This is a genomic window from Nostoc sp. ChiSLP03a (assembly GCF_034531215.2).
GTDB lineage: Bacteria > Cyanobacteriota > Cyanobacteriia > Cyanobacteriales > Nostocaceae > Nostoc.
The window spans coordinates 1-18,900 of record NZ_JAVRBQ020000110.1 but is presented as its reverse complement, the minus strand read 5'-3'; the positions used below and the strand labels follow the sequence as shown (position 1 = coordinate 18,900).

Genomic DNA, 18,900 nt, shown 5'->3' with positions numbered 1-18,900 from the left:
ATGATTCGGATTTTATTAGTTGACGATCAGCATCTTATTCGCCAAGGACTTAAGAGTATGCTTGAGTCCAATGACCAGATGCAGGTAATCGGTGAGGCGGAGAATGGGCAACGGGCACTCGATATTATTGCCGCACTCAAACCCGATATTGTACTAATGGATATTCGGATGCCCGTAATGGATGGAGTTGCTACTACAAAAGCGATCGCTCAACAATATCCTGAAATTAAGGTTCTCGTCCTCACCACCTTCGATGATGATGAGTATGTTTTCCAGGCGATGCGGCTGGGTGCAAAGGGCTATTTGCTCAAAGACACCGAACCAGATGAATTAATGTTAGCAATTCGCTCCGTCTACAAAGGACAAACCCTACTCGGCCCGGGATTGTTTGAAAAAGCACTCACGCCGCTTACCGCACCTGTCCAGTCTTTGCAAACTCCTCCAGAATTAGCGCAACTCACAGCCAGAGAATTAGATGTATTGCGGTTAATTGCTTGTGGAGCCAATAACCGAGAAATTGCCGAATCGCTGTTTCTTTCAGAAAACACTGTTAAGAACTATGTTACTAATATTCTCAGTCGCTTGAGTTTACGCGATCGCACTCAAGCCGCTTTGTTTGCCCATTCGTTGTTTAGTGGACTTAAGTAGAGTCTACTTGGGCAAGGTTATCGTTCGCTAAAAAGACAATGTATTGGCATGACAGGTCGATGTATTGGCATGACAGGTCGATGTATTGGCATTACAGGTCGATGTATTGGCATTACAGGTCGATGTATTGGCATTGCAGGTCGATGTATTGGCATTACAGGTCAAGATTTGATGCAAGAAGTTGATTGCACATTATGTATTAATGCACAACCACTGAATATAGATATTTTTACATACCCTTTCAGGGATAATTCTTGTTATACAGCAGCCTACAGGGAGAACTAAATATGACATCTCCAGAAACGGTTACATGGCTACAAGAACGGACAAGTTTAGGAATTCTCTCGCCTGAAGTATTAAATGCGATCGCTCAAGTAATTGAAGAACGAGTTGTACCCGGCGAAACTGACTTAGTTAGTGAAGGCAATTCTCCAGAAGCCCTTTATATTCTTGTAGAAGGTCAACTCGAAAGCAAAACCACCAATCAAAACAACCCAGCTTTAGCTTGTGGATTTCTCCCCGGTGCAGTGATTGAACTCAAAGAATTGCTGTTGGATGAATCAACTCCATTCACAATTACGACAGTAACCGAATGTCACTTGTGGGTTGTACCTGCTGCTAAATTTCGGGAATTATTCACTCAATACCCCGAAATTGCTCAGGCTTTTTCGCGTCAATTGGCTCAAGAATTAGCTCAGGTAACATCTGCACTTGGTTATGAACAAGAACGTTCTATTGCCTTGCGCCCATATTTAGTCACCAAAGCACAACGCGGAATTGTCGGTACAAGTCGCTATGCTGTGCGGTTGCGGGAGCAAATTAGAGAAGCAGCTGGCGATCGCAAATCAGTAGATATTTTCGGAGAACCAGGGTTAGAAAAAGACAATATAGCAGCTCTTATCCACTTTGGTTCTCCCAAACGGCGAGAACCAATTATTAAACTAAATTGTGGTATTCTCCAAACTAGCGGTGCAGATTTATTTGGTCGTGCTGGCGGCAAACCAGGGTTGTTGGAATGGTTGGGAGAAGGTACTCTAGTTCTCAACAATATCCAAGAATTGCCCGAAGAATTATTACCTGCGGTGACGGAGTTGCTCAAAACTGGTAAATATACCCCCGTCAATCGTTCTGGAGATTCAACACCCGAACCTCGTCCCAGTCAAGCCAGAATTCTGATTGTTTCAGAAAAAAGTCAGCCGATAGTTGAACGTTCTGTTGGTCACATTATTAAAGTGCCGCCGCTACGGGTGCGGAAAGCTGATATTCAGACACAGGTCGAATATTATACCAGTCTTTATACACGCTCTAGAGGGATTTCTAAACCGCACATTACCCCAGAAGCTTTACGTCGCCTCCAGTCTTATGATTTTCCTGGCAATCTCAGAGAATTGAAAAATCTGGTAGAAAGAGCGATTGTCCAAGCTGAGGGTGCAAATGAATTAACAGAAGAAATTTTCTGGCCAGCCGAAACTAAGAAAAAACGATTTCGGGTAAATTTGTTAAATGCCTATCCTGATTTGCGGCGGTTTTTACGTAGTGACTGGTGGCCCGATCGCATTAATTATGGTTTTACTGCAACGGCTTTTGCGATTATTGTGGCAATATTATTTATTGGGCCGCAAACCCGCGATCGCAATTTCGTCTTAAATCTATTTTGGGCTTGGTGGTGGCCTTTCTTCTTATTTCTCTTTCCCTTTTTGGGTCGTGTTTGGTGTTCTGTTTGTCCCTTCATGATTTATGGAGAAATCACCCAAAAGCTCTCTTTATGGCTGTGGCCTCGAAAACTCAAGCGCTGGCCGAGAGAACAAGCTGAAAAATGGGGCGGATGGTTCCTCTTTGGTTTATTTACCCTAATTTTCTTATGGGAAGAACTCTGGCATTTAGAAAATACAGCTTACCTCAGCGCTTGTTTGCTGCTATTAATTACTGCTGGGGCGATGATTTTCTCGGCTATTTTTGAGCGGCGGTTTTGGTGTCGCTATCTGTGCCCCATCGGCGGGATGAATGGTTTATTTGCCAAACTCTCTATGACGGAACTCCGGGCACAGCAAGGGATATGTTCTGCCAGTTGCACCACTTATCAATGTTATAAAGGCGGGCCGCAAAAGGGCGAAGGTATGGAAACGAATGGATGTCCTTTATACTCACATCCAGCGCAGTTAGAAGATAACCGAGATTGCGTACTGTGCATGACTTGCCTAAAAGCTTGTCCCCATCGTTCCGTTGAGTTCAACTTGCGTCCCCCTGGAATTGAATTGTGGACAACTCATGTACCCCGTACTTATGAAGTAGCATTATTGTTTTTGCTGTTGGGTGGTATATATTTACATCGCTTGCCAGAATTGCAATCTTGGTTAGGCTTACAACTGGATTTAACTGATTTTTGGCAGCACTTGGGATTATCGCTGCTAGTGTTAATTATTCCCGCCGTTCTTATCTTTGGGGCTTATCGCTTGCTCCAACTGTTCAACGCTAACCGTAAGCCTCGAAAATTTATAGAGCTTGCATATAGCTATCTCCCATTAGTTTTAGGAGGAAACTTAGCTCACTATCTACGTTTGGGCTTAAGCGAAGGCGGACGGATTTTACCTGTAACCTTTGCGACACTTGGTTTGAGTGGCGAACAATTGCCAATATTGGTTGCTCACCCAGCTGTGATTGAGTTTTTGCAAGGTGCAACAATAATTTTCTCCGTGTTAGTGACTATGTTTTTAACGCAAAAAATTGCCAAGCAACCAGTGCGATCGCTCATGGTGCAACACCTAACAGCGATCGCTTTGGGAGTTAGTATGTGGGCAATTATCGTCTCTTGAGCTTTACATCTTCCACCAGGCGGTTTTTAATCGCCTGGGCTAGGTGGAAAATGTCAGTTAAGAACATTCTTCCCTACGAACGTGATAGAAAATACTTATATGATTTATGATTTTTGACTCATAGTGTAAGGATTACAGATAATGCACGTTATAAAAAGAGCGATCAAACCAGCAACTTATATATCATTCCTCCACATTTACCAAACGACTTGGGGGACTGCTGGTGATATTTGTTTAATCCGTGAATCTGTAGCTAATGATAGTACAGCGAAGTTTATTGGGCACAAAATCCAACTAGTAGTTCCAAAAGGGCTAGAGCGCGATCGCATCGCCAATTGTCCAATAATTAAAGTTGCAGGTAATGTCGGCGACGGACATCCTAAAGAGCATCCGTTGGAATGGGAGGCTTATGAAGGTGTAAGTGAAGAAATAGCTTTAGCGGCTCTCAAACCTTGGGGCTTCAAGTTAATTGAACTCTAATGTAGCAAACCAGGCTTTTAAATCCGCGTAGTTTACCGCCGTAGGCATCGCCTGAAAATCCAACAATGCTTCACCGAGATTTTCTAATTGTTCTAAGGAAAGAGTTTCAATCCGGTCTAGCATCTCTTGGGGTAATTCTCCCACCCGTCGAGTAAGTTGACGGAGAATGAGCAATTGCCCTTCTGCTTTTCGTCCTTCTTCCCGTCCTCGTTGTTCGCCGCGTTGTTCACCTTCAGCGAGAATTTCTTGATAAATCACTGACTCGCGCATCATAATTTATTAGTTCTTACTCTAATGTATTAAACCAGGCTTCTAAATCCGCGATCGCCTGAAAATCCAACAATGCTTCACCGAGATTTTCTAATTGTTCTAAAGAGAGAGTTTCAATCCGGTTTAGTACCTCTTGGGGTAATTCTCCCACCCGTCGACTAAGCAGACGGAGAATCAGCAATTGCCCTTCTGTCTTTCGTCCTTCTTCTCGTCCTTGTTCCCGTCCTCGTTGTTCGCCGCGTTGTTCGCCTTCAGCGAGAATTTCTTGATAAATCACTGACTCGCGCATCATACCCTCCCGAAATAATTGTCGAATCAAATCTTGATTGTATTTTAACCCCGCTAAGATTTGGGTATACGCGGAAATTTCTGGTCGTTGTCTTGGCTCAAGTTGATTAACTTTGCCCACAACTTGTTGCAACAAAATTTGAGGTTGCGTGGTTGCTGTCAGTGGTGCTAACGGTAACAAAGCAGGATCGTTGAGGAATGGTTCGGGATTTTCTTCCCATAAGCGAATCACGCGATATTCATGACGGGTAGTTTCGACACAGAAAATAGTTTCAATTACTGTTTCTGGTGCGGGGGGAAGCAATAATACGACAACTTGCGTTATTGGTAGACGATACAAACGATACAAGCGTACCCAATAATCTAGCATCCGCAGGGGTAGGGGTGGCGTAGATTCTAGTTTGGTTTGAAATTCCAGATGCAGAATGCGTCCTTGTAGTTGTAAAAATGTGACATAATCAGCGCGAATTGGTTCAATGCTCAATTCGGTTTTGAGAACTGTGACGGAAGTTTGTAGTGTTCCTAATACCCAACTGGCAAAGGTAGCAGGATGCTTTTCGGACAGGAGTTTGCAGAGGTTATCAAAAGACATTAGCGATCGCTAACAATTGAACGAGGTATTGTTATTATCTCGTGCAGTGGTTTGAGTAAGCGATGTCTACGATGGGCTATGACGCTCGAAGACTCGCTAACGCTTCGCTATCGGCGTCGCACCATCGCTCAGGCAAGCTCAGTATTATACTCTGAGCGTATCTTTTGAAATTCCTGTAGTATTTACATTAATATTCCATTTCTGGCTAGGTTAAGTTATCAGACGGTAAAAAGAATAACTGTAGCGGTTCCTGCTTGACTAGTAAAAAACCTAACTTCCTTCTCTTTCCCTACCAAGGAAAGGGCAGAAACAGCCTTTATTACTAAATAAATTACGAATTATACTAATGCATCTGCACATAATTAAAAAGCGATCGTCGCCCTTTTTCCTTTTTCTCTTTATCCTGCTGTTAACTCTCCTCCTCGCCCTGCCTTGGGTAAGCGCGAAAGAACAGCCTAAGCCGAAGCCACAAGCGTGGCAGATTAACGGTATCGTTGCTGCTCTTGATGATGGATATGACGGAGTAAAGAAACTCGCTCTTAACAAATTCGATGAATATGATCTAAAAAATTTAAAATCGGTGGTTCAGAAACCAGAGGATATTGCTCAGAAAGTTTTCAAAATCCTCAAGGATAAAACCGTTGACAAATTTGTTCGTAGAGGTGCAGCATGGGCATTGGGAAATCTGGGGGAAGCAGCCAAACCCTACGTCAAAGACATCCTCGACATCCTCAAGGATAAAACTGTTGAGGCTGTTGTTCGTTCCGGTGCAGCATCGGCATTGGGAAATCTGGGGGAGGTTGCCAAACCCTACGTCAAAGACATCGCTGACATCCTCAAGGATAAAACTGTTGAGGCTGTTGTTCGTTCCGGTGCAGCATCGGCATTGGGAAATCTGGGGGAGGCAGCCAAACCCTACGTCAAAGACATCCTCGACATCCTCAAGGATAAAACTGTTGAGGCTGTTGTTCGTTTTGGTGCAGCAGTGGGATTGGGAAATCTGGGGGAGGCAGCCAAACCCTACGTCAAAGACATCCTCGACATCCTCAAGGATAAAACTGTTGAGGCTGATGTTCGTTCCAATGCAGCATGGGCATTGGGAAATCTGGGGGAGGCAGCCAAACCCTACGTCAAAGACATCGCTGACATCCTCAAAGATAAAACTGTTGACAAATTTGTTCGTTCCGGTGCAGCAGTGGGATTGGGAAATCTGGGGGAGGCAGCCAAACCCTACGTCAAAGACATCGCTGACATCCTTAAGGATAAAACCGCTGACCCCTCTGTTCGTTACGGTGCAGCAGTGGGATTGGGAAATCTGGGGGAGGCAGCCAAACCCTACGTCAAAGATATCGCTGACATCCTTAAGGATAAAACCGTTGACAAAGATGTTCGTTACAGTGCAGCATCGGCATTGGGAAAGATAGAACAATTCGACCTGAATAATATTGTTGTAATTTTGGATAGCATCTATTACGATGGTCAATCAGAATATGCACAGTGGCGATTTTTGACATATTTTCTGGGTGGCGGCACTGATGAAGTCAAAACACTGCTGACATGGCTAGGTTTTCCTGAGACTAAAACAATTCCTGTTTCATTAAGCCACGATCGCGGTGATAAAACTCTCAAAATCTTTGCCCAAGTCTGGGAACCTAGCCAAGGTTTAGCACAATTACGCGAAGACTTAGCAAAGCAAATTGCTGTAGTTGCGAGAAAAGTCTCTTGGCAACCACAAGATATTGGTATTCTAGAAACTCACTACAACAATCTTAAAAAAGCTGGCTACAACGAAGCTGATTCATTGCAATCAGTCATAGTTAACCTCAAAACTTGGCAGTGGTTGTTCAACGCCAGAACGACTATTTTGATTCATGCTGCCTTTTGGCTTGCCCTCATCTTCGCTTACCCCAAATTTCCCCAAGTTCAAGCCATCTTCTTCTGGAACCCTTGGGTAAGGCGCATTCTCGGTATTGGCTACGTCGGCTTAATTCTCACCTGGGTTCCCTTTTTCCGCGAAAAGTTATTTGAACCCTTCAAGCCTTCCCTACTAGCCGATGCCGGGTTAGATAATTTTAACCCCGAAGCTTACTTCCCAAATTCTAAAGTGAAAGTTCCCGGTGTAGAGGAACCCGTACCAATTACCCAAGTGCTACCTAGCATCAAAGGACAAGTCATCTTGGAAGGTGATTCTGGCTTGGGTAAGTCAATGTATCTGCGTTATTTGGTAAAAACTTCTGGGCGGCTTGTGGTTTATCTACCTGCACACAAGTGTGACAAGGGAGTAATTGAGGCAATTCAAGCCAAGCTGCACGGACAAGCACAAGATGCTGATTTTCTCAAGAATTTAATTTACAGTGGCGCATTAGATATTTGCATTGACGGACTTAATGAAGTTACCGCCGACACCAGGGCAAAAATTTGTCAGTTTGCCGAAAGCTATTTTCGGGGTAACATCATCATGACCACCCAACCCCTAGAGTGGACACCACCCTCAACAGCCAAAATATATAAATTGCTGCCCCTTGAAGAACCACAAATTCAGCAATTTCTGATTTCCCGTCAGCCACGATTGCCCAAAAATGCCAAAGTTCAAGGTACTAATTATGAGCAAGCCACTGCTAGTTTTTTAACCAAAGCCCTCAGTAATCAGCAATCACCACAAGAATTAACCGCGATAGAGAAAGTTCTCTCTAATCCAATGGATTTAACTGTGGTAGCCTTGATGCTATCCCAAGGCGAATACCCCGATTTGTTTCACTTACAACAACATCAATATAATTTGATGGCAGCCGAATATTTGCAAGAGTGGAACCAGGAATTTCCCCTGAAAAAATTCTCCGATGCTGTCTATCAAATGCGGCTGAAGGATGAACAGGCGTTACCTGCGGATGAATTTTACCAAGTATTACAGTCTTTGGAAGATGATAAATATAAAATGGTTGTCAGCCGTCAGTGGCAAGACGAAAAAGGCGAAGCCAAGAGAGAATGGTACTTCCGCCACGACAAGATAATGGATTTCTTTCTGGTGCAGAACTTTCTCGGCGAGAGTGAGGAAGCTAAAAATCGGCTCATTGACCACATGGACGACCCCCGTTTTCGTGGTGTCTACTTTTTGCTAGCAACGTTACTCCCGTTAGATGCTGCCGAAGAACTGAAGGAAAAATTAGTTCAATACGCCGCCGATACCAAAGACCATACTGTGAGTGATACCTTTGTGCAATTGTTGCGGCCAAGAGCGTGAGATTAATTTGTAATTGGTAATGGGCTACACGCCGCGATGCTAACGTAATTCGTAATTGAGAAAGAGACTTATAGTCTGAGGGAAAATTTTTGATTTAATTAAAATGAGTATTTTAGGTGCATTAATGAGTATTTTAGCTCCATTAATGAGCCTTTGAACTCCATTAATGAGTATTTTAGCTCCATTAATGAGCCTTTGGACTCCATTAATGAGTATTTTAGGTGCATTAATGAGCGTTTGAACTCCATTAATGAGTATTTTAGCTCCATTAAAGAGTATTTGAACTCCATTAATAAGTATTTTAGGTGCATTAATGAGTATTTGAACTTTATTAATGAGTCTAGGTTGAGGGTAAATTCTTAATTTACAGCAGTTTTGATGTATTTGAACCACATCTGTGGTAATGGCACAGCATTGCTAGTGTCAACTTAACGCTAAACCGCTTGTCCGTCGGGAATTTCAATTCCCGCCTCATAGCTCAAGTCATCTGAAGATGACTAAATATCGCCAAAAATCTCCAGTCGACTTCAGTAGAGTTAAGCTAAAAGCCGGAAAATTTATTTTAGGGCGGGGATGTAAGCTAGCAGATAAGCTATTTCCAGCTGAAGTTGACACATATCAGCAATGCTGTGCCTTGACGACAGATGTGGTTCAAATACATCAAAACTGCTGTAAAACAGATAAATTTAGGCAGAGCGATGTCTGACCACAAGCCGCTCTGCATCTACGCCAGACTACAAGAATGTCTAGCGATCGCAGATGTTCTGCATTCCCAATTCCAGAGAACATCAGCAGTTTCAGCAGTTTAGGTGAATCGAACGCGCCAGCAGTGATTAGTTTAAAAAAATCTGACCTGTCACGTCATATAGAAAAGCTAACGCTAAACTTAAATCCTGAGCAAGCTTTCTTACTAGGGAATGGAAGCGAGGTTTTCTAGATAAGAGTGAAAAGTCAGATATTGCAATGAGTGAAAACATAGATTGTCTTTGTCCTACCGCCAAGTAGAATCAATGCTCAATTCGCTTGGAACTAAGCTTAATAAATAGGCAAAAGGATTAATAACGACCCCAGCCGCGATCGCGCTCATAGCGACGGTTATTATCAATGTTGCGAAGGTCATTATCGCGCTCATAACGGCGGTTATTTTCGCGCTCATAACGGCGGTTATTTTCGCGCTCATGGCGGCGATGATTTTCGCGGTCATAGCGACGATTATTATTGCGCTCATAACGACGGTAATTATCGCGTTCATAGCGACGATTATTATTGCGCTCATAGCGACGGTAATTATCACGAATGTTGCGAAGGTCGTTCTCGCGGTCATAGTCATCATTTCTATGGTGACGACTATGAAGTTCGTAGTTACCATCATCGTTACGTTGATAGCTGTAGCTATCTAACTGAGCAACATCATACGCTGGTGTATTAGCATCAGCTTTTGGAGAAATAGCCAAAGCCGAAGCAGATGCTATCAAGCCGGCAAGCAAAATAGAGGTAAAGCGGTTCATGATGTGAGTCAAAAATTGTTGACAGTAATTTATGCAAGTCCAGTCTGTTTAGGAAGAGCAGATTCCACAAGTCTTTAAATTAATCCTAACAGTATTGAATAACTCGAAAAGTTTTCTTAAGTGCGGCAATCGAGAAAAGTTTTGTTGTCTGTGATACTTTCTGACCTGCAAAATCTAGTTAAAAGTTAAATTTAAAATGAATTTTTGAACTGGATGAATCCACCTTTTGAACTTTGTTAATGAGTATTCAAAACTCCTGAATTCACCTGATTAGTATTATCAGTAGGTTTAAATCAATTTATGCAGAAAGTTTACAGATTACTGCAAAATTAACGTGAGTTCGACGGCTCTAAAAACCCCACTTCCATTCCTCTCCCCCACAGGGAGATAGGCTTTGAAACCCTAATTTTTTCGGTTGTCAACTAAAAAGATTTCTGCCCCTCTCCGAGGCGGAGAGGGGTTGGGGAGAGGTTCATCGAACTTACGTAAAATTAGGGTTTCAGCCTGCAAGTAGAACGCGATCGCACCTTTGCCAAAACCTAAGTAGGTAGACATCATTAAATATAAAATAAACTCCTAGTTTGTAGCGAGCAATTTATCGCTCAGAGCCAGAACGATCGGGACTAAATTCCTTACTACAAACTTTAAATTTATTTATGCCTAGATACTTACCACCTAACCAATGATTTGAATCTAATAGACAAAACGCACACCAATTATAATTAGTGTGCGTCTTTGGTTATATTTTAGAAATTCTCGAACTTAGCGATCGCATCTTTCATTTTATCTACCACCTCATCGACAGGGATAACTCCCAATTCTCCAGAGGCGCGGGTACGGATGCTCAAGGTATTAGTTTCCACTTCCTTAGCTCCCACCACAGCCATCACAGGTATTTTTTCTTTCTCTGCATTGCGAATTTGTTTACCCAAGCGATCGCCACTGGTATCAACTTCTGCACGGATGCCTAATGCACGCATCTTCGCCACCACATCTTTCGCAAAGTCTAATTGTGTATCACCCACTGGCAGTAATCTAGCTTGCACTGGCGCTAACCACAAAGGAAAATCACCCGCATATTCTTCAATTAAGATCCCAATTAGCCGTTCCAGCGAACCAAAAGGCGCACGGTGAATCATTACTGGACGTTTGCGAACACCATCTTCGGCGACGTACTCCAAATCAAAGCGTTCTGGCAAATTGTAATCTACCTGTACAGTTCCTAATTGCCACTCCCGTTCTAGGGCATCACTAAAGATAAAGTCGAGTTTAGGCCCATAAAAAGCTGCTTCGCCAATACCTTCAAAGTGTTCCATCCCCAAGGTTTCAACTGCACGGCGAATTGCACCTTCGGCTTTGTCCCAAACTTCATCTGAACCGATGTACTTATCACTAGCAGGATCGCGGAAACTCAGTCTAGCTTTAAAGTTCTTCAATTGCAGCTTATTGAACACCGACAAAATCAAATCCACCACACTGAGGAATTCACTATCGAGTTGTTCTGGGGTAACGAACAGGTGAGAATCATCTACAGTAAAACCGCGCACCCGTGTTAAACCGCCCAATTCGCCTGATTGTTCGTAGCGGTAAACAGTGCCAAATTCCGCCAAGCGCATCGGTAGTTCCCGATAAGAGCGTAACTCACTCTTATATATTTGGATATGGAAGGGGCAGTTCATCGGCTTCATGACAAAGCCTTGTTCCTGTGCAGCAGCTTCTCGATCGTCTGCCATTAAGGGGAACATATCTTCTTTATATTTCTGCCAATGTCCAGAGGTTTTAAATAAATCTACTCTGGCAATATGAGGCGTTACTACAGATAAATAACCCCGTTTTACCTGTTCTTGCTTGAGGAAATCTTCTAAAGTACTCCGTAACAGAGTGCCTTTGGGTGTCCATAAAGGTAAACCCGGCCCCACTAAATCAGAGAATACAAATAATCCCAGTTCCTTACCCAGTTTCCGGTGATCTCGCCGTAGCGCTTCTTCTTTACGTTGCTTATATTCAGCGAGTTGTTCTGGACTTTCCCAAGCGGTGGCGTAGATGCGTTGTAATTGGGCTTTAGTTTCATCCCCACGCCAATAAGCACCAGCAACGCTTTCTAGTTCAACTGCTTTCGGGTTTAATTCACTGGTATTTTCCAGATGAGGCCCCGCACACAAATCCCACCATTCATTCCCCAGATGGTAAATTGTGATTGGTTCCTCTTTAATATCTCCCAGGATTTCTAGCTTGTAGGGTTCATTAATTCCTTGAATCCGGCGTTCGGCTTCTTCACGGCTGACTTCTTCTCGAATTACTGGCAATTTGCGATTGATAATCTTCGCCATCTCTTTCTTGATGGCTTTGAGATCGTTTTCGCTAAATGGTTCTGGACTGTCGAAGTCATAGTAAAAACCGTTTTCTATCCAAGGGCCGATTGTAACTTGCGCCTTGGGAAACAGCTTTTGTACCGCCATTGCCATAACATGGGAAGCAGTGTGGCGAATCTTTTTTAAGTTCTCCGATTCGCTGGTACGCGGTAAATAGATTTTTTCAACTTGTTCTGACTGTTGTGACTGATTTGATGAATTTGGCGACATTGGCTGCTGAACCGTTGGCGAGGTGATTACAAAAGGTGATTTATCTGAATCTGTAGGCTTATTCAACTATAACGACTTTGGTTAAGTAGTCATTTGTCATTTGTCATTTGTCATTTGTCATTGGTGCATACACCATCCTTATGCAATGCCATGAGCAATTCAACAAAGCTCACCGCAAACTTGCTTTGACGGTGGGCAGAAAAAGGTTTTCTTTCATCGAAGCAATTCAAACTATGTTAAAGAGTAGGCGTGCTTTCTCTTGAACTAATGACTAATGACTTTGCGTAGCGGTTTGATTCTGAGTCCTAAATTCTTGTTCAATTCAAAAATAAAGATAAATTTTTGATTTGTTACCTGAGTTTCAAATTCAGGATTGCCTGCGTAGGCGTAGCCCGTCGTAGACATCGCTAAATTATCTTATGAATTACAACTCGCTGTCATATATGCCTATAGATGCCTGTCCAAAGGCACTGTACAAACCAGATATCAAGACTATATAATAAATTTTGTGCCATTTGTTACAAAATTTTACATCAAAAAATTATGAGAGAAACCTAAAAAGTATTAAGAAACGTAAATAACGTTAATATTAGTAAGCAAGTTTGAAATATTCCTCTTATTTATGTCAGACTCAAATTTACCAGGGACTGAGTTGTTGAAAACGGTTTTAGATCCGCTGCTGGAAGATTTTCGGCATTGGTTTACGCGATCGCGCCATTTACTCGAAACTGAGGAACTCTCATTTATGAGTCACCAAGAGCAATCTGACTTGCTCTTACGGGTTAAGCAAGCCCAGGATGAACTAAATACGGCGAAGATGCTATTTAATGCAACTGATAAACAAGTCGGAATTGATATGGCAACGTTAATGCCTTGGCATGAATTAGTAACAGAATGCTGGAATGTCGCAATGCGCTTTCGTCAAGGACGTGAAGTCTAAGCGCTAAATTTCGGCAGACAACTTAGCGATGTCTTTTAAATTACCAAGGAAGCGTCTACGCAAGATGGTAAATCAGTCGTTAAAAAGATAGTAGAAAATTCTTAACAATTTCTTAACATTCCCTGGATTAGCAAAACAATGTATCCTATGCTACCGTAAGTGGAATAACGGTTGACAAATAGCTCCATATAAATGTAAGCGCCTGAAAAGTGCGTAGAATAATCGTCTTAGCTGTGAGTACAGTATCGGCGAAACAAAGCGTTACAAAATAAAGTTTTAAAAATTGCTGTTCTGGAGGAAAATCCAATGTTACATCTGCTTTACATTCTTGCTTTTACAATCCTTGCATTTATAGCTGTTGGCAACTTAATTCGTAACCTGATTATGTTCAGTTTTGATCGGGAGCGAACTTACCCAACGAATTCCTCGCCAATGAATAACCAACGTAACTCAGGTTATTATTCATCAAAAAAACAGTTTGTACCCCATCCAGAGTTATTAGATAGCGCTGGAAACTTAATTAAAGAGCCACTTTTGGTAATGCGTTCGATTAACGTTGAAGATGCGCGCCAACATCTTGATGCACTTTACGAAGCATCCCCAGGACATAAAAGAGATAATTCCGAAGAAGCATAACGTAGAGACGCGATTAATCGCGTCTGTTAGCAATTTGGGTGTAAATGGTTGTTGTTTTTACATCCTTAATTTTTTTTAGGAAAAATTTATTTCCATATTAATCCAGTCAATGTAACTTTTTTGTATTTTGTTAAAAATACTCAATTGGTGGACAACTCTACTCATCTTGCAAGGACTGCGATCGCAGGCGGATACAATTTTCATTCTATTTAGCTAGCGAATTTCCAATTCTTTTTTAGCACTTTTCAACTGTCTCCAGAGGATGTGAATTTGTTTGTAAGCCTCTTGTGGTGAAAGTTTACCACTAGTTTGGAGGCTGCAAATGTAGTTTACCCGTTGAGAAAAATCTTGAAGATTAGCGTTAAATACTAGATACTCTGGTTTAAATTGCCCATAATATGGACTACGAGGATATAAAAAATCGCATAGTTCCGATAGCAAATCAGATTCTCTGTTCATAAGTATTTAGAGTATTACGGATTAGAAATTATCTAATTAGAAAATTTTAATAAAGCTTTTGCCGACCCTTTTGACAAGCATTACAAAAAGAAGTTTGAGGTTCAAAGTCAAGACAGCCGAACGCTTCCTCAGAACAAGCTTTAGTTGGATGTACAGTACACTTAAGGCGATAATCGTTAGTGAAATATTCACAAGCATGACAAGGAATTTGATGTAGCTTTTTTAAATGATTTATCCCTTGTTTTAAGGTAAAGCAGATACTCAAAATAAAGAAAATCAAAGTGGCCCAAGCAAATGAAGCGCAAAAAATTGTAGCCAGCATAAGTCATCCTCCTAAAGATGAGAAAAAAGTGCCCGCAGTCAACTGCTTTTAACCGCAGGCATGAAATATTATTTAGCTAGTGTTGAGTGAAACTAAATTAACTGAGTCAGTAGGTAGACATAAATTAAAAGAAGTGAGGCGAGTGTGAGCAATTTAAGTCTTGCTCTAATTTATTGTAAAGACGTAGAATGCTACGTCTTTACATGATGAGTACTAAATCACTAGATGATTAAATCGAGTTGATTGCGATCGCACCGAATAAAGCAATACTAGTTAATAGCAGATAAGCGAAGATTGCTCCACCAATTCCACCAATCAAAAAGCCCTCGGTAAATTGACTCCATTCGGCGACAGTATTGATGCTCTGTGGCACTTTGGCAACTGTTGCAACCGAAACCGATCGTGAATAGATTTCTTGCTGTTTTTCGTAGCTAGTAGTGCCATAAAGCGAAAAACCAATTGTCAGGATGATAATCAAACTGCCTGTGGCTAATAAACCAACCAAGCTGCCGACATTAGAATTGCGTAATAAACCCAATGAGCCTAATGTTGCAAAGGGACCAACTAGCCAGTAACCATGAGCCATGCCAATTTCTAATCCCCGCCACAAAGGAGATATACCGGGGCGGTAAATTGGCAAGTATTTGAGAAACTTCAGCGTCAGATCAGAAGAATTGACTGCGCTTACCTGATTACTCGTTTGGCGCTCTACACGTGGAGGCTGAACCATATCACCATTTTTAAAATCAAATCCGCCTGCGATCGCACGAGCGCGGAGTGCGTGCCAAATGTGACCTAACAGAAACATGAGCGCTAGGACAAAATGGAAAGTTACCAACCAACCACGAGCAGAAACTATACCAGCAGAAGTTTCTATAGCTCTAACTGGGCCATAAAAAACTTCGGGATAGACGGTGTTATTAACTGATGCAAAATATGCTGCTAAAAAGCCCATGTATGCTACAGCACCAATGCTGTAAGATAAATACGCTTCCCCTGAGTAAATCAAAACTCGGCGCGCCCAAGCAAATGGCTTAGTCAAGATGTGAAAAATACCACCACCAATTAACATCAAACCAACCCAGATGTGACCGCCAACAACATCTTCCAAGTTATCAACAGCAGCCAATCCCTCTGGACCCCAAGCCCCAAATAGGTAGCCAAAGATGCGCAATGGGTTAAGTGTCGGATGATTGATTACCCTGACATCTCCACCGCCAGCAGCCCAAGGGTCAAACAGTCCACCCCAAAACATCGCCTTAGCAACTAAAGCCAAAGCACCCAAACCCAAAAGTGTGAGGTGAATGCCCAAGATGGTTGTCATCTTGTCCTTATCTTTCCAGTCATAGCCAAAAAATCCAGCCCAAGTAGGATTATCTTGTAACACTTCTGGACCCAGCAGAGAGTGATAAATACCACCGGCTGCCAGAATCACTGAAGGTATCAGATGTAAGACACTGATTACAAAGTAGGGATAGGTGCTAATAACTTGCCCACCAGTACCGACACCCAAACCGAGAGTTGCTAGATGAGGTAACAAAATTAAGCCTTGCTCATACATTGGCTCATTAGGGTTGAAGCGCGACAATTCAAACAGCATCATCCCTCCAGCCCATAACAAAATCAATGCAGAATGGGCAATATGAGCGCCTAGTAATTTTCCCGATAAATTAGTGAGACGAAAGTTACCAGCCCACCAACCAACATCAGGTATCTGTTGCTTATATGGGCTATCTTCAATTACTGCTGTCATTTCCAAAACTCCTTGAGAATATTTAGCAATATTGTTGAGCTTATGCTTCTAGACAATTGCAAATTAATTGCATTAAATTGAATTTAGCTAATTGGTTGCGGAATTACCGCCTCCTGACTCACCCTACCTTTGCGAAAATCGAACCCACGCGCCCGCAAGGCGTGCCAGATATGACCTTGGAGAAAGAAGAAAGCTAACCAAAAATGGGCATTAGCTAACCAAGTCCGAGCAGTTACAAGGTCAGGGTCAGGCGATGAAAAGTACGGCACGATATTCTGTCTAACTACAAGCGCCGGCCCATAAAAAACTTCAGGATAAACAGTGGTGTTTACCGATATAAAGAGAGTTGCAATAAAACCCATCAGTGCCAAAGCGCCTAGACTGTATGAGAGATAAGCTTCTCCAGACCAAACAAATAGTGGATGCGTCCAACTAAAGGGCTTAGTTGCTATGTGGAAAAGTCCACCAATAATCAACATTGCACCAACCCAAATATGTCCACCAACCACGTCTTCTAGGTTGTCAACGCCAGCAATCCAGAATTTCCTAATTGCGCCAAACACATAACCAAAAATGACGGCTGGGTTTAATGTCGGATTTGTAATTACCCGCACATTTTCAACATTTGGGTCGTACAAACCCCCAAAGTACATTGCTTTGGCGACTAACAAGAATGCACCACAACCCAGTAAAACCAGATGTATACCAAGGATTGTGGTCATTTTACCCGTGTCTGACCAGTCGTAGCCAAAGAAAGGAACTTTACCCTCCAATTTTTCCGGGCCACGCAGAGAATGAAAGATTCCTCCAAAACCCAAAAAGGCTGAGGAAATTAGATGCAAAGCTCCAATTACAAAGTAGGGATAAGTATCCACGACTGCACCATTTGCACCAACACCCCAACCTTGAGTAGCTAGATGAGGTAGCAAAATTAAGCCTTGCGAATACATCGGTTCTGCTGGATTAAAGTGGGCTAGCTCAAATAAAGTCATAGCTCCTGCCCAGAAAACGATCAGACCAGAATGAGCGACGTGAGCGCCTAGTAGTTTCCCCGATAAGCTGGTGAGTCTGGCGTTACCAGCCCACCAAGGCGAGTCAGTAAGGTCTTGCTCTACCGACAGCGGACTTGTAGAAGTTGTCATTTTACCCTCTAACTTATTGATTAAATTTCTCAATAGTTTTCAAAAAAGAGTCTACACTAAAATCCAAATTAATGAAAGTCAATATCATTAAGAAGATTGTAAACTTTTACAAGAAAGCGTATTGACAACGTAAATACGTCTTGCGTAAACTATGTGGGGATAGATGTGTTTTTCGTGCTTAATGGTGTCACCTTCGTTTAGAACGAGGAGAAAGCTCGGATTAATCGCAGCAATGATGACGGCATAACATTTCAACAAGCCGTAGAAGCTTTCTTCGATCCGTTTCTAGTGATGGTTGATGCAAGCCGGAATGATGAGGAGCGGGATGCTGTGATTGGCTTGGAGAGACGATGGAATCTTCTGTACGTCGTCTACATTGAGCGTGAAAACGACATGATTCGGATTATCTCGGCTCGGAAAGCGACGCGTAAGGAACGTGAATACTATGAAAGCTGAAGTCTTAAAAAAGCGACTTGATAAAAATCGTCCAATGACGACAGTCACAATTCGCATTCCCGAAGATGTGATTGAGGATTTGAAGCGAGTAGCACCATTGTTAGGGTTTTCTGGTTATCAGCCATTAGTTCGCGCTTACATCGGACAAGGACTTCGAGCCGATCTTGAGCGACTTGAAGGTGATACTGTTTCTACATTGATTGCCAGCTTGAAACGGCATGGTGTCAGTGATGAGATAATTCGTGAAGCACTCAGCGAAGCTACTGGCGACGCAGTAACACTTAGTAACGGTAGTCTTCCTCTGTCATGAGTAGCGGGAGTTTATCTGCTTGTGTTCTAGGTTACTAGCATAGAATAACCTGCGATCTATTATTTAGAAGTGCATTGACCAGATTTGAGTTCATAGTAAATGGGCGACCAGTATCACAACAGGCTCGTAAGCGCGGTAAGGGCAATCGGCTTCAAGATTGGAAAAAGACAGTGCGACAAGAAGCTGAAAAATACTGGTCTTCGGAACAAAAAACAGCTACTGGGTTAGTTATGCTCCAGATAACCTATTTCTATGATTCTGTTCAAATAGATATAGATAATATAGTGAAGCCTATTCAAGATGCAATTAAAGGATTAGCTTATACCAATTAAAAATGAATCTGCATATAATGGGGAGAAGCAAACTAGGTAAGTTAACAGAACCATGAGCCGCCCATTTAAAATTGCGATCGCCGAGAGCGAAGAGGAACTGAAAAAACGCCTACAAACAGTGTCTTCAG

19 protein-coding genes and 2 pseudogenes are annotated in these 18,900 nt (G+C 42.4%); 11 read left to right on the top strand and 10 right to left on the bottom strand.

Going from position 1 to position 18,900, the window contains the following annotated elements; genetic code table 11:
• From RMY32_RS18590 to RMY32_RS18575, 4 genes are all read left to right on the top strand, one after another.
• Positions 1-648, top strand: a complete 648-nt coding sequence (locus RMY32_RS18590; protein WP_322709912.1) for a response regulator transcription factor — start codon at positions 1-3, stop codon at positions 646-648.
• Positions 649-696: 48 nt separating this feature from the next.
• Positions 697-933, top strand: coding sequence for a hypothetical protein (locus RMY32_RS18585; protein ID WP_322709911.1), 237 nt, complete (start codon positions 697-699; stop codon positions 931-933).
• Positions 934-935: 2 nt separating this feature from the next.
• On the top strand, positions 936-3,461 hold the full coding sequence (locus tag RMY32_RS18580) for a cyclic nucleotide-binding domain-containing protein (protein WP_322709910.1): 2,526 nt from the start codon (positions 936-938) through the stop codon (positions 3,459-3,461).
• A 141-nt stretch (positions 3,462-3,602) separates the two neighbouring features.
• A complete protein-coding gene (locus RMY32_RS18575; protein WP_322675499.1) occupies positions 3,603-3,941 on the top strand; it encodes a hypothetical protein in 339 nt (112 codons plus the stop codon).
• Here RMY32_RS18575 and RMY32_RS18570 read toward each other — a convergent pair.
• Positions 3,927-4,214: pseudogene (locus RMY32_RS18570) on the bottom strand (DUF4351 domain-containing protein); the annotation flags it as partial. The gene RMY32_RS18575 and the pseudogene RMY32_RS18570 overlap by 15 nt on opposite strands.
• Positions 4,215-4,227: 13 nt before the next feature.
• A complete protein-coding gene (locus RMY32_RS18565; RefSeq protein WP_322709909.1) occupies positions 4,228-5,091 on the bottom strand; it encodes an Rpn family recombination-promoting nuclease/putative transposase in 864 nt (287 codons plus the stop codon).
• 346 nt (positions 5,092-5,437) lie between these two features.
• Here RMY32_RS18565 and RMY32_RS18560 point away from each other — a divergent pair, with 346 nt between their 5' ends.
• Together RMY32_RS18560 and RMY32_RS18555 are read left to right on the top strand one after the other, a co-directional pair.
• Complete coding sequence (locus RMY32_RS18560) at positions 5,438-8,332, top strand: HEAT repeat domain-containing protein (protein WP_322709908.1); 2,895 nt, start codon at positions 5,438-5,440, stop codon at positions 8,330-8,332.
• A 644-nt stretch (positions 8,333-8,976) separates the two neighbouring features.
• Complete coding sequence (locus RMY32_RS18555; RefSeq protein ID WP_409883385.1) at positions 8,977-9,141, top strand: hypothetical protein; 165 nt, start codon at positions 8,977-8,979, stop codon at positions 9,139-9,141.
• A 246-nt stretch (positions 9,142-9,387) separates the two neighbouring features.
• On the opposite strand, the gene RMY32_RS18550 is transcribed toward RMY32_RS18555, so the two are convergent.
• From RMY32_RS18550 to RMY32_RS18535, 4 genes are all read right to left on the bottom strand, one after another.
• Positions 9,388-9,840, bottom strand: a complete 453-nt coding sequence (locus RMY32_RS18550) for a hypothetical protein (RefSeq protein ID WP_322709907.1) — start codon at positions 9,838-9,840, stop codon at positions 9,388-9,390.
• Between the two features lie 402 nt (positions 9,841-10,242).
• Positions 10,243-10,398 (bottom strand): hypothetical protein, encoded by a 156-nt coding sequence (locus tag RMY32_RS18545; protein ID WP_322709906.1) that lies wholly within the window; start codon positions 10,396-10,398, stop codon positions 10,243-10,245.
• 188 nt (positions 10,399-10,586) lie between these two features.
• On the bottom strand, positions 10,587-12,422 hold the full coding sequence (thrS, locus tag RMY32_RS18540; RefSeq protein WP_322709925.1) for a threonine--tRNA ligase: 1,836 nt from the start codon (positions 12,420-12,422) through the stop codon (positions 10,587-10,589).
• 264 nt (positions 12,423-12,686) lie between these two features.
• A complete protein-coding gene (locus RMY32_RS18535; protein WP_322709905.1) occupies positions 12,687-12,827 on the bottom strand; it encodes a hypothetical protein in 141 nt (46 codons plus the stop codon).
• Between the two features lie 217 nt (positions 12,828-13,044).
• Between RMY32_RS18535 and RMY32_RS18530 the strand changes: the two genes are divergently transcribed.
• A complete protein-coding gene (locus RMY32_RS18530; RefSeq protein WP_322709904.1) occupies positions 13,045-13,362 on the top strand; it encodes a DUF2605 domain-containing protein in 318 nt (105 codons plus the stop codon).
• 306 nt (positions 13,363-13,668) lie between these two features.
• Positions 13,669-13,998 carry a DUF2973 domain-containing protein gene (locus RMY32_RS18525; protein WP_322698211.1) on the top strand — a complete coding sequence of 110 codons (330 nt, stop codon included), beginning with the start codon at positions 13,669-13,671 and terminating at the stop codon, positions 13,996-13,998.
• 213 nt (positions 13,999-14,211) lie between these two features.
• Here RMY32_RS18525 and RMY32_RS18520 read toward each other — a convergent pair whose 3' ends face one another.
• From RMY32_RS18520 to RMY32_RS18505, 4 genes are all read right to left on the bottom strand, one after another.
• A complete protein-coding gene (locus tag RMY32_RS18520; RefSeq protein WP_322709903.1) occupies positions 14,212-14,457 on the bottom strand; it encodes a hypothetical protein in 246 nt (81 codons plus the stop codon).
• A gap of 46 nt (positions 14,458-14,503) precedes the next feature.
• Positions 14,504-14,779 (bottom strand): hypothetical protein, encoded by a 276-nt coding sequence (locus RMY32_RS18515; protein ID WP_322672933.1) that lies wholly within the window; start codon positions 14,777-14,779, stop codon positions 14,504-14,506.
• A 229-nt stretch (positions 14,780-15,008) separates the two neighbouring features.
• Entirely contained in the window at positions 15,009-16,532 is a 1,524-nt protein-coding gene (locus RMY32_RS18510; RefSeq protein WP_322709902.1) for a chlorophyll a/b binding light-harvesting protein, read from the bottom strand.
• An 83-nt stretch (positions 16,533-16,615) separates the two neighbouring features.
• Complete coding sequence (locus tag RMY32_RS18505) at positions 16,616-17,674, bottom strand: chlorophyll a/b binding light-harvesting protein (RefSeq protein WP_322709900.1); 1,059 nt, start codon at positions 17,672-17,674, stop codon at positions 16,616-16,618.
• A gap of 213 nt (positions 17,675-17,887) precedes the next feature.
• Between RMY32_RS18505 and RMY32_RS18500 the strand changes: the two are divergent.
• The 3 genes and pseudogenes from RMY32_RS18500 to RMY32_RS18490 form a co-directional block, all read left to right on the top strand.
• Positions 17,888-18,130, top strand: a pseudogene (locus RMY32_RS18500) (BrnT family toxin); the annotation flags it as partial.
• Positions 18,120-18,440 (top strand): hypothetical protein, encoded by a 321-nt coding sequence (locus RMY32_RS18495; RefSeq protein WP_322709899.1) that lies wholly within the window; start codon positions 18,120-18,122, stop codon positions 18,438-18,440. The pseudogene RMY32_RS18500 and the gene RMY32_RS18495, both read left to right, overlap by 11 nt.
• Positions 18,441-18,514: 74 nt before the next feature.
• Complete coding sequence (locus RMY32_RS18490; protein ID WP_322709898.1) at positions 18,515-18,772, top strand: RusA family crossover junction endodeoxyribonuclease; 258 nt, start codon at positions 18,515-18,517, stop codon at positions 18,770-18,772.
• The last annotated feature ends 128 nt before the right edge of the window (positions 18,773-18,900 follow it).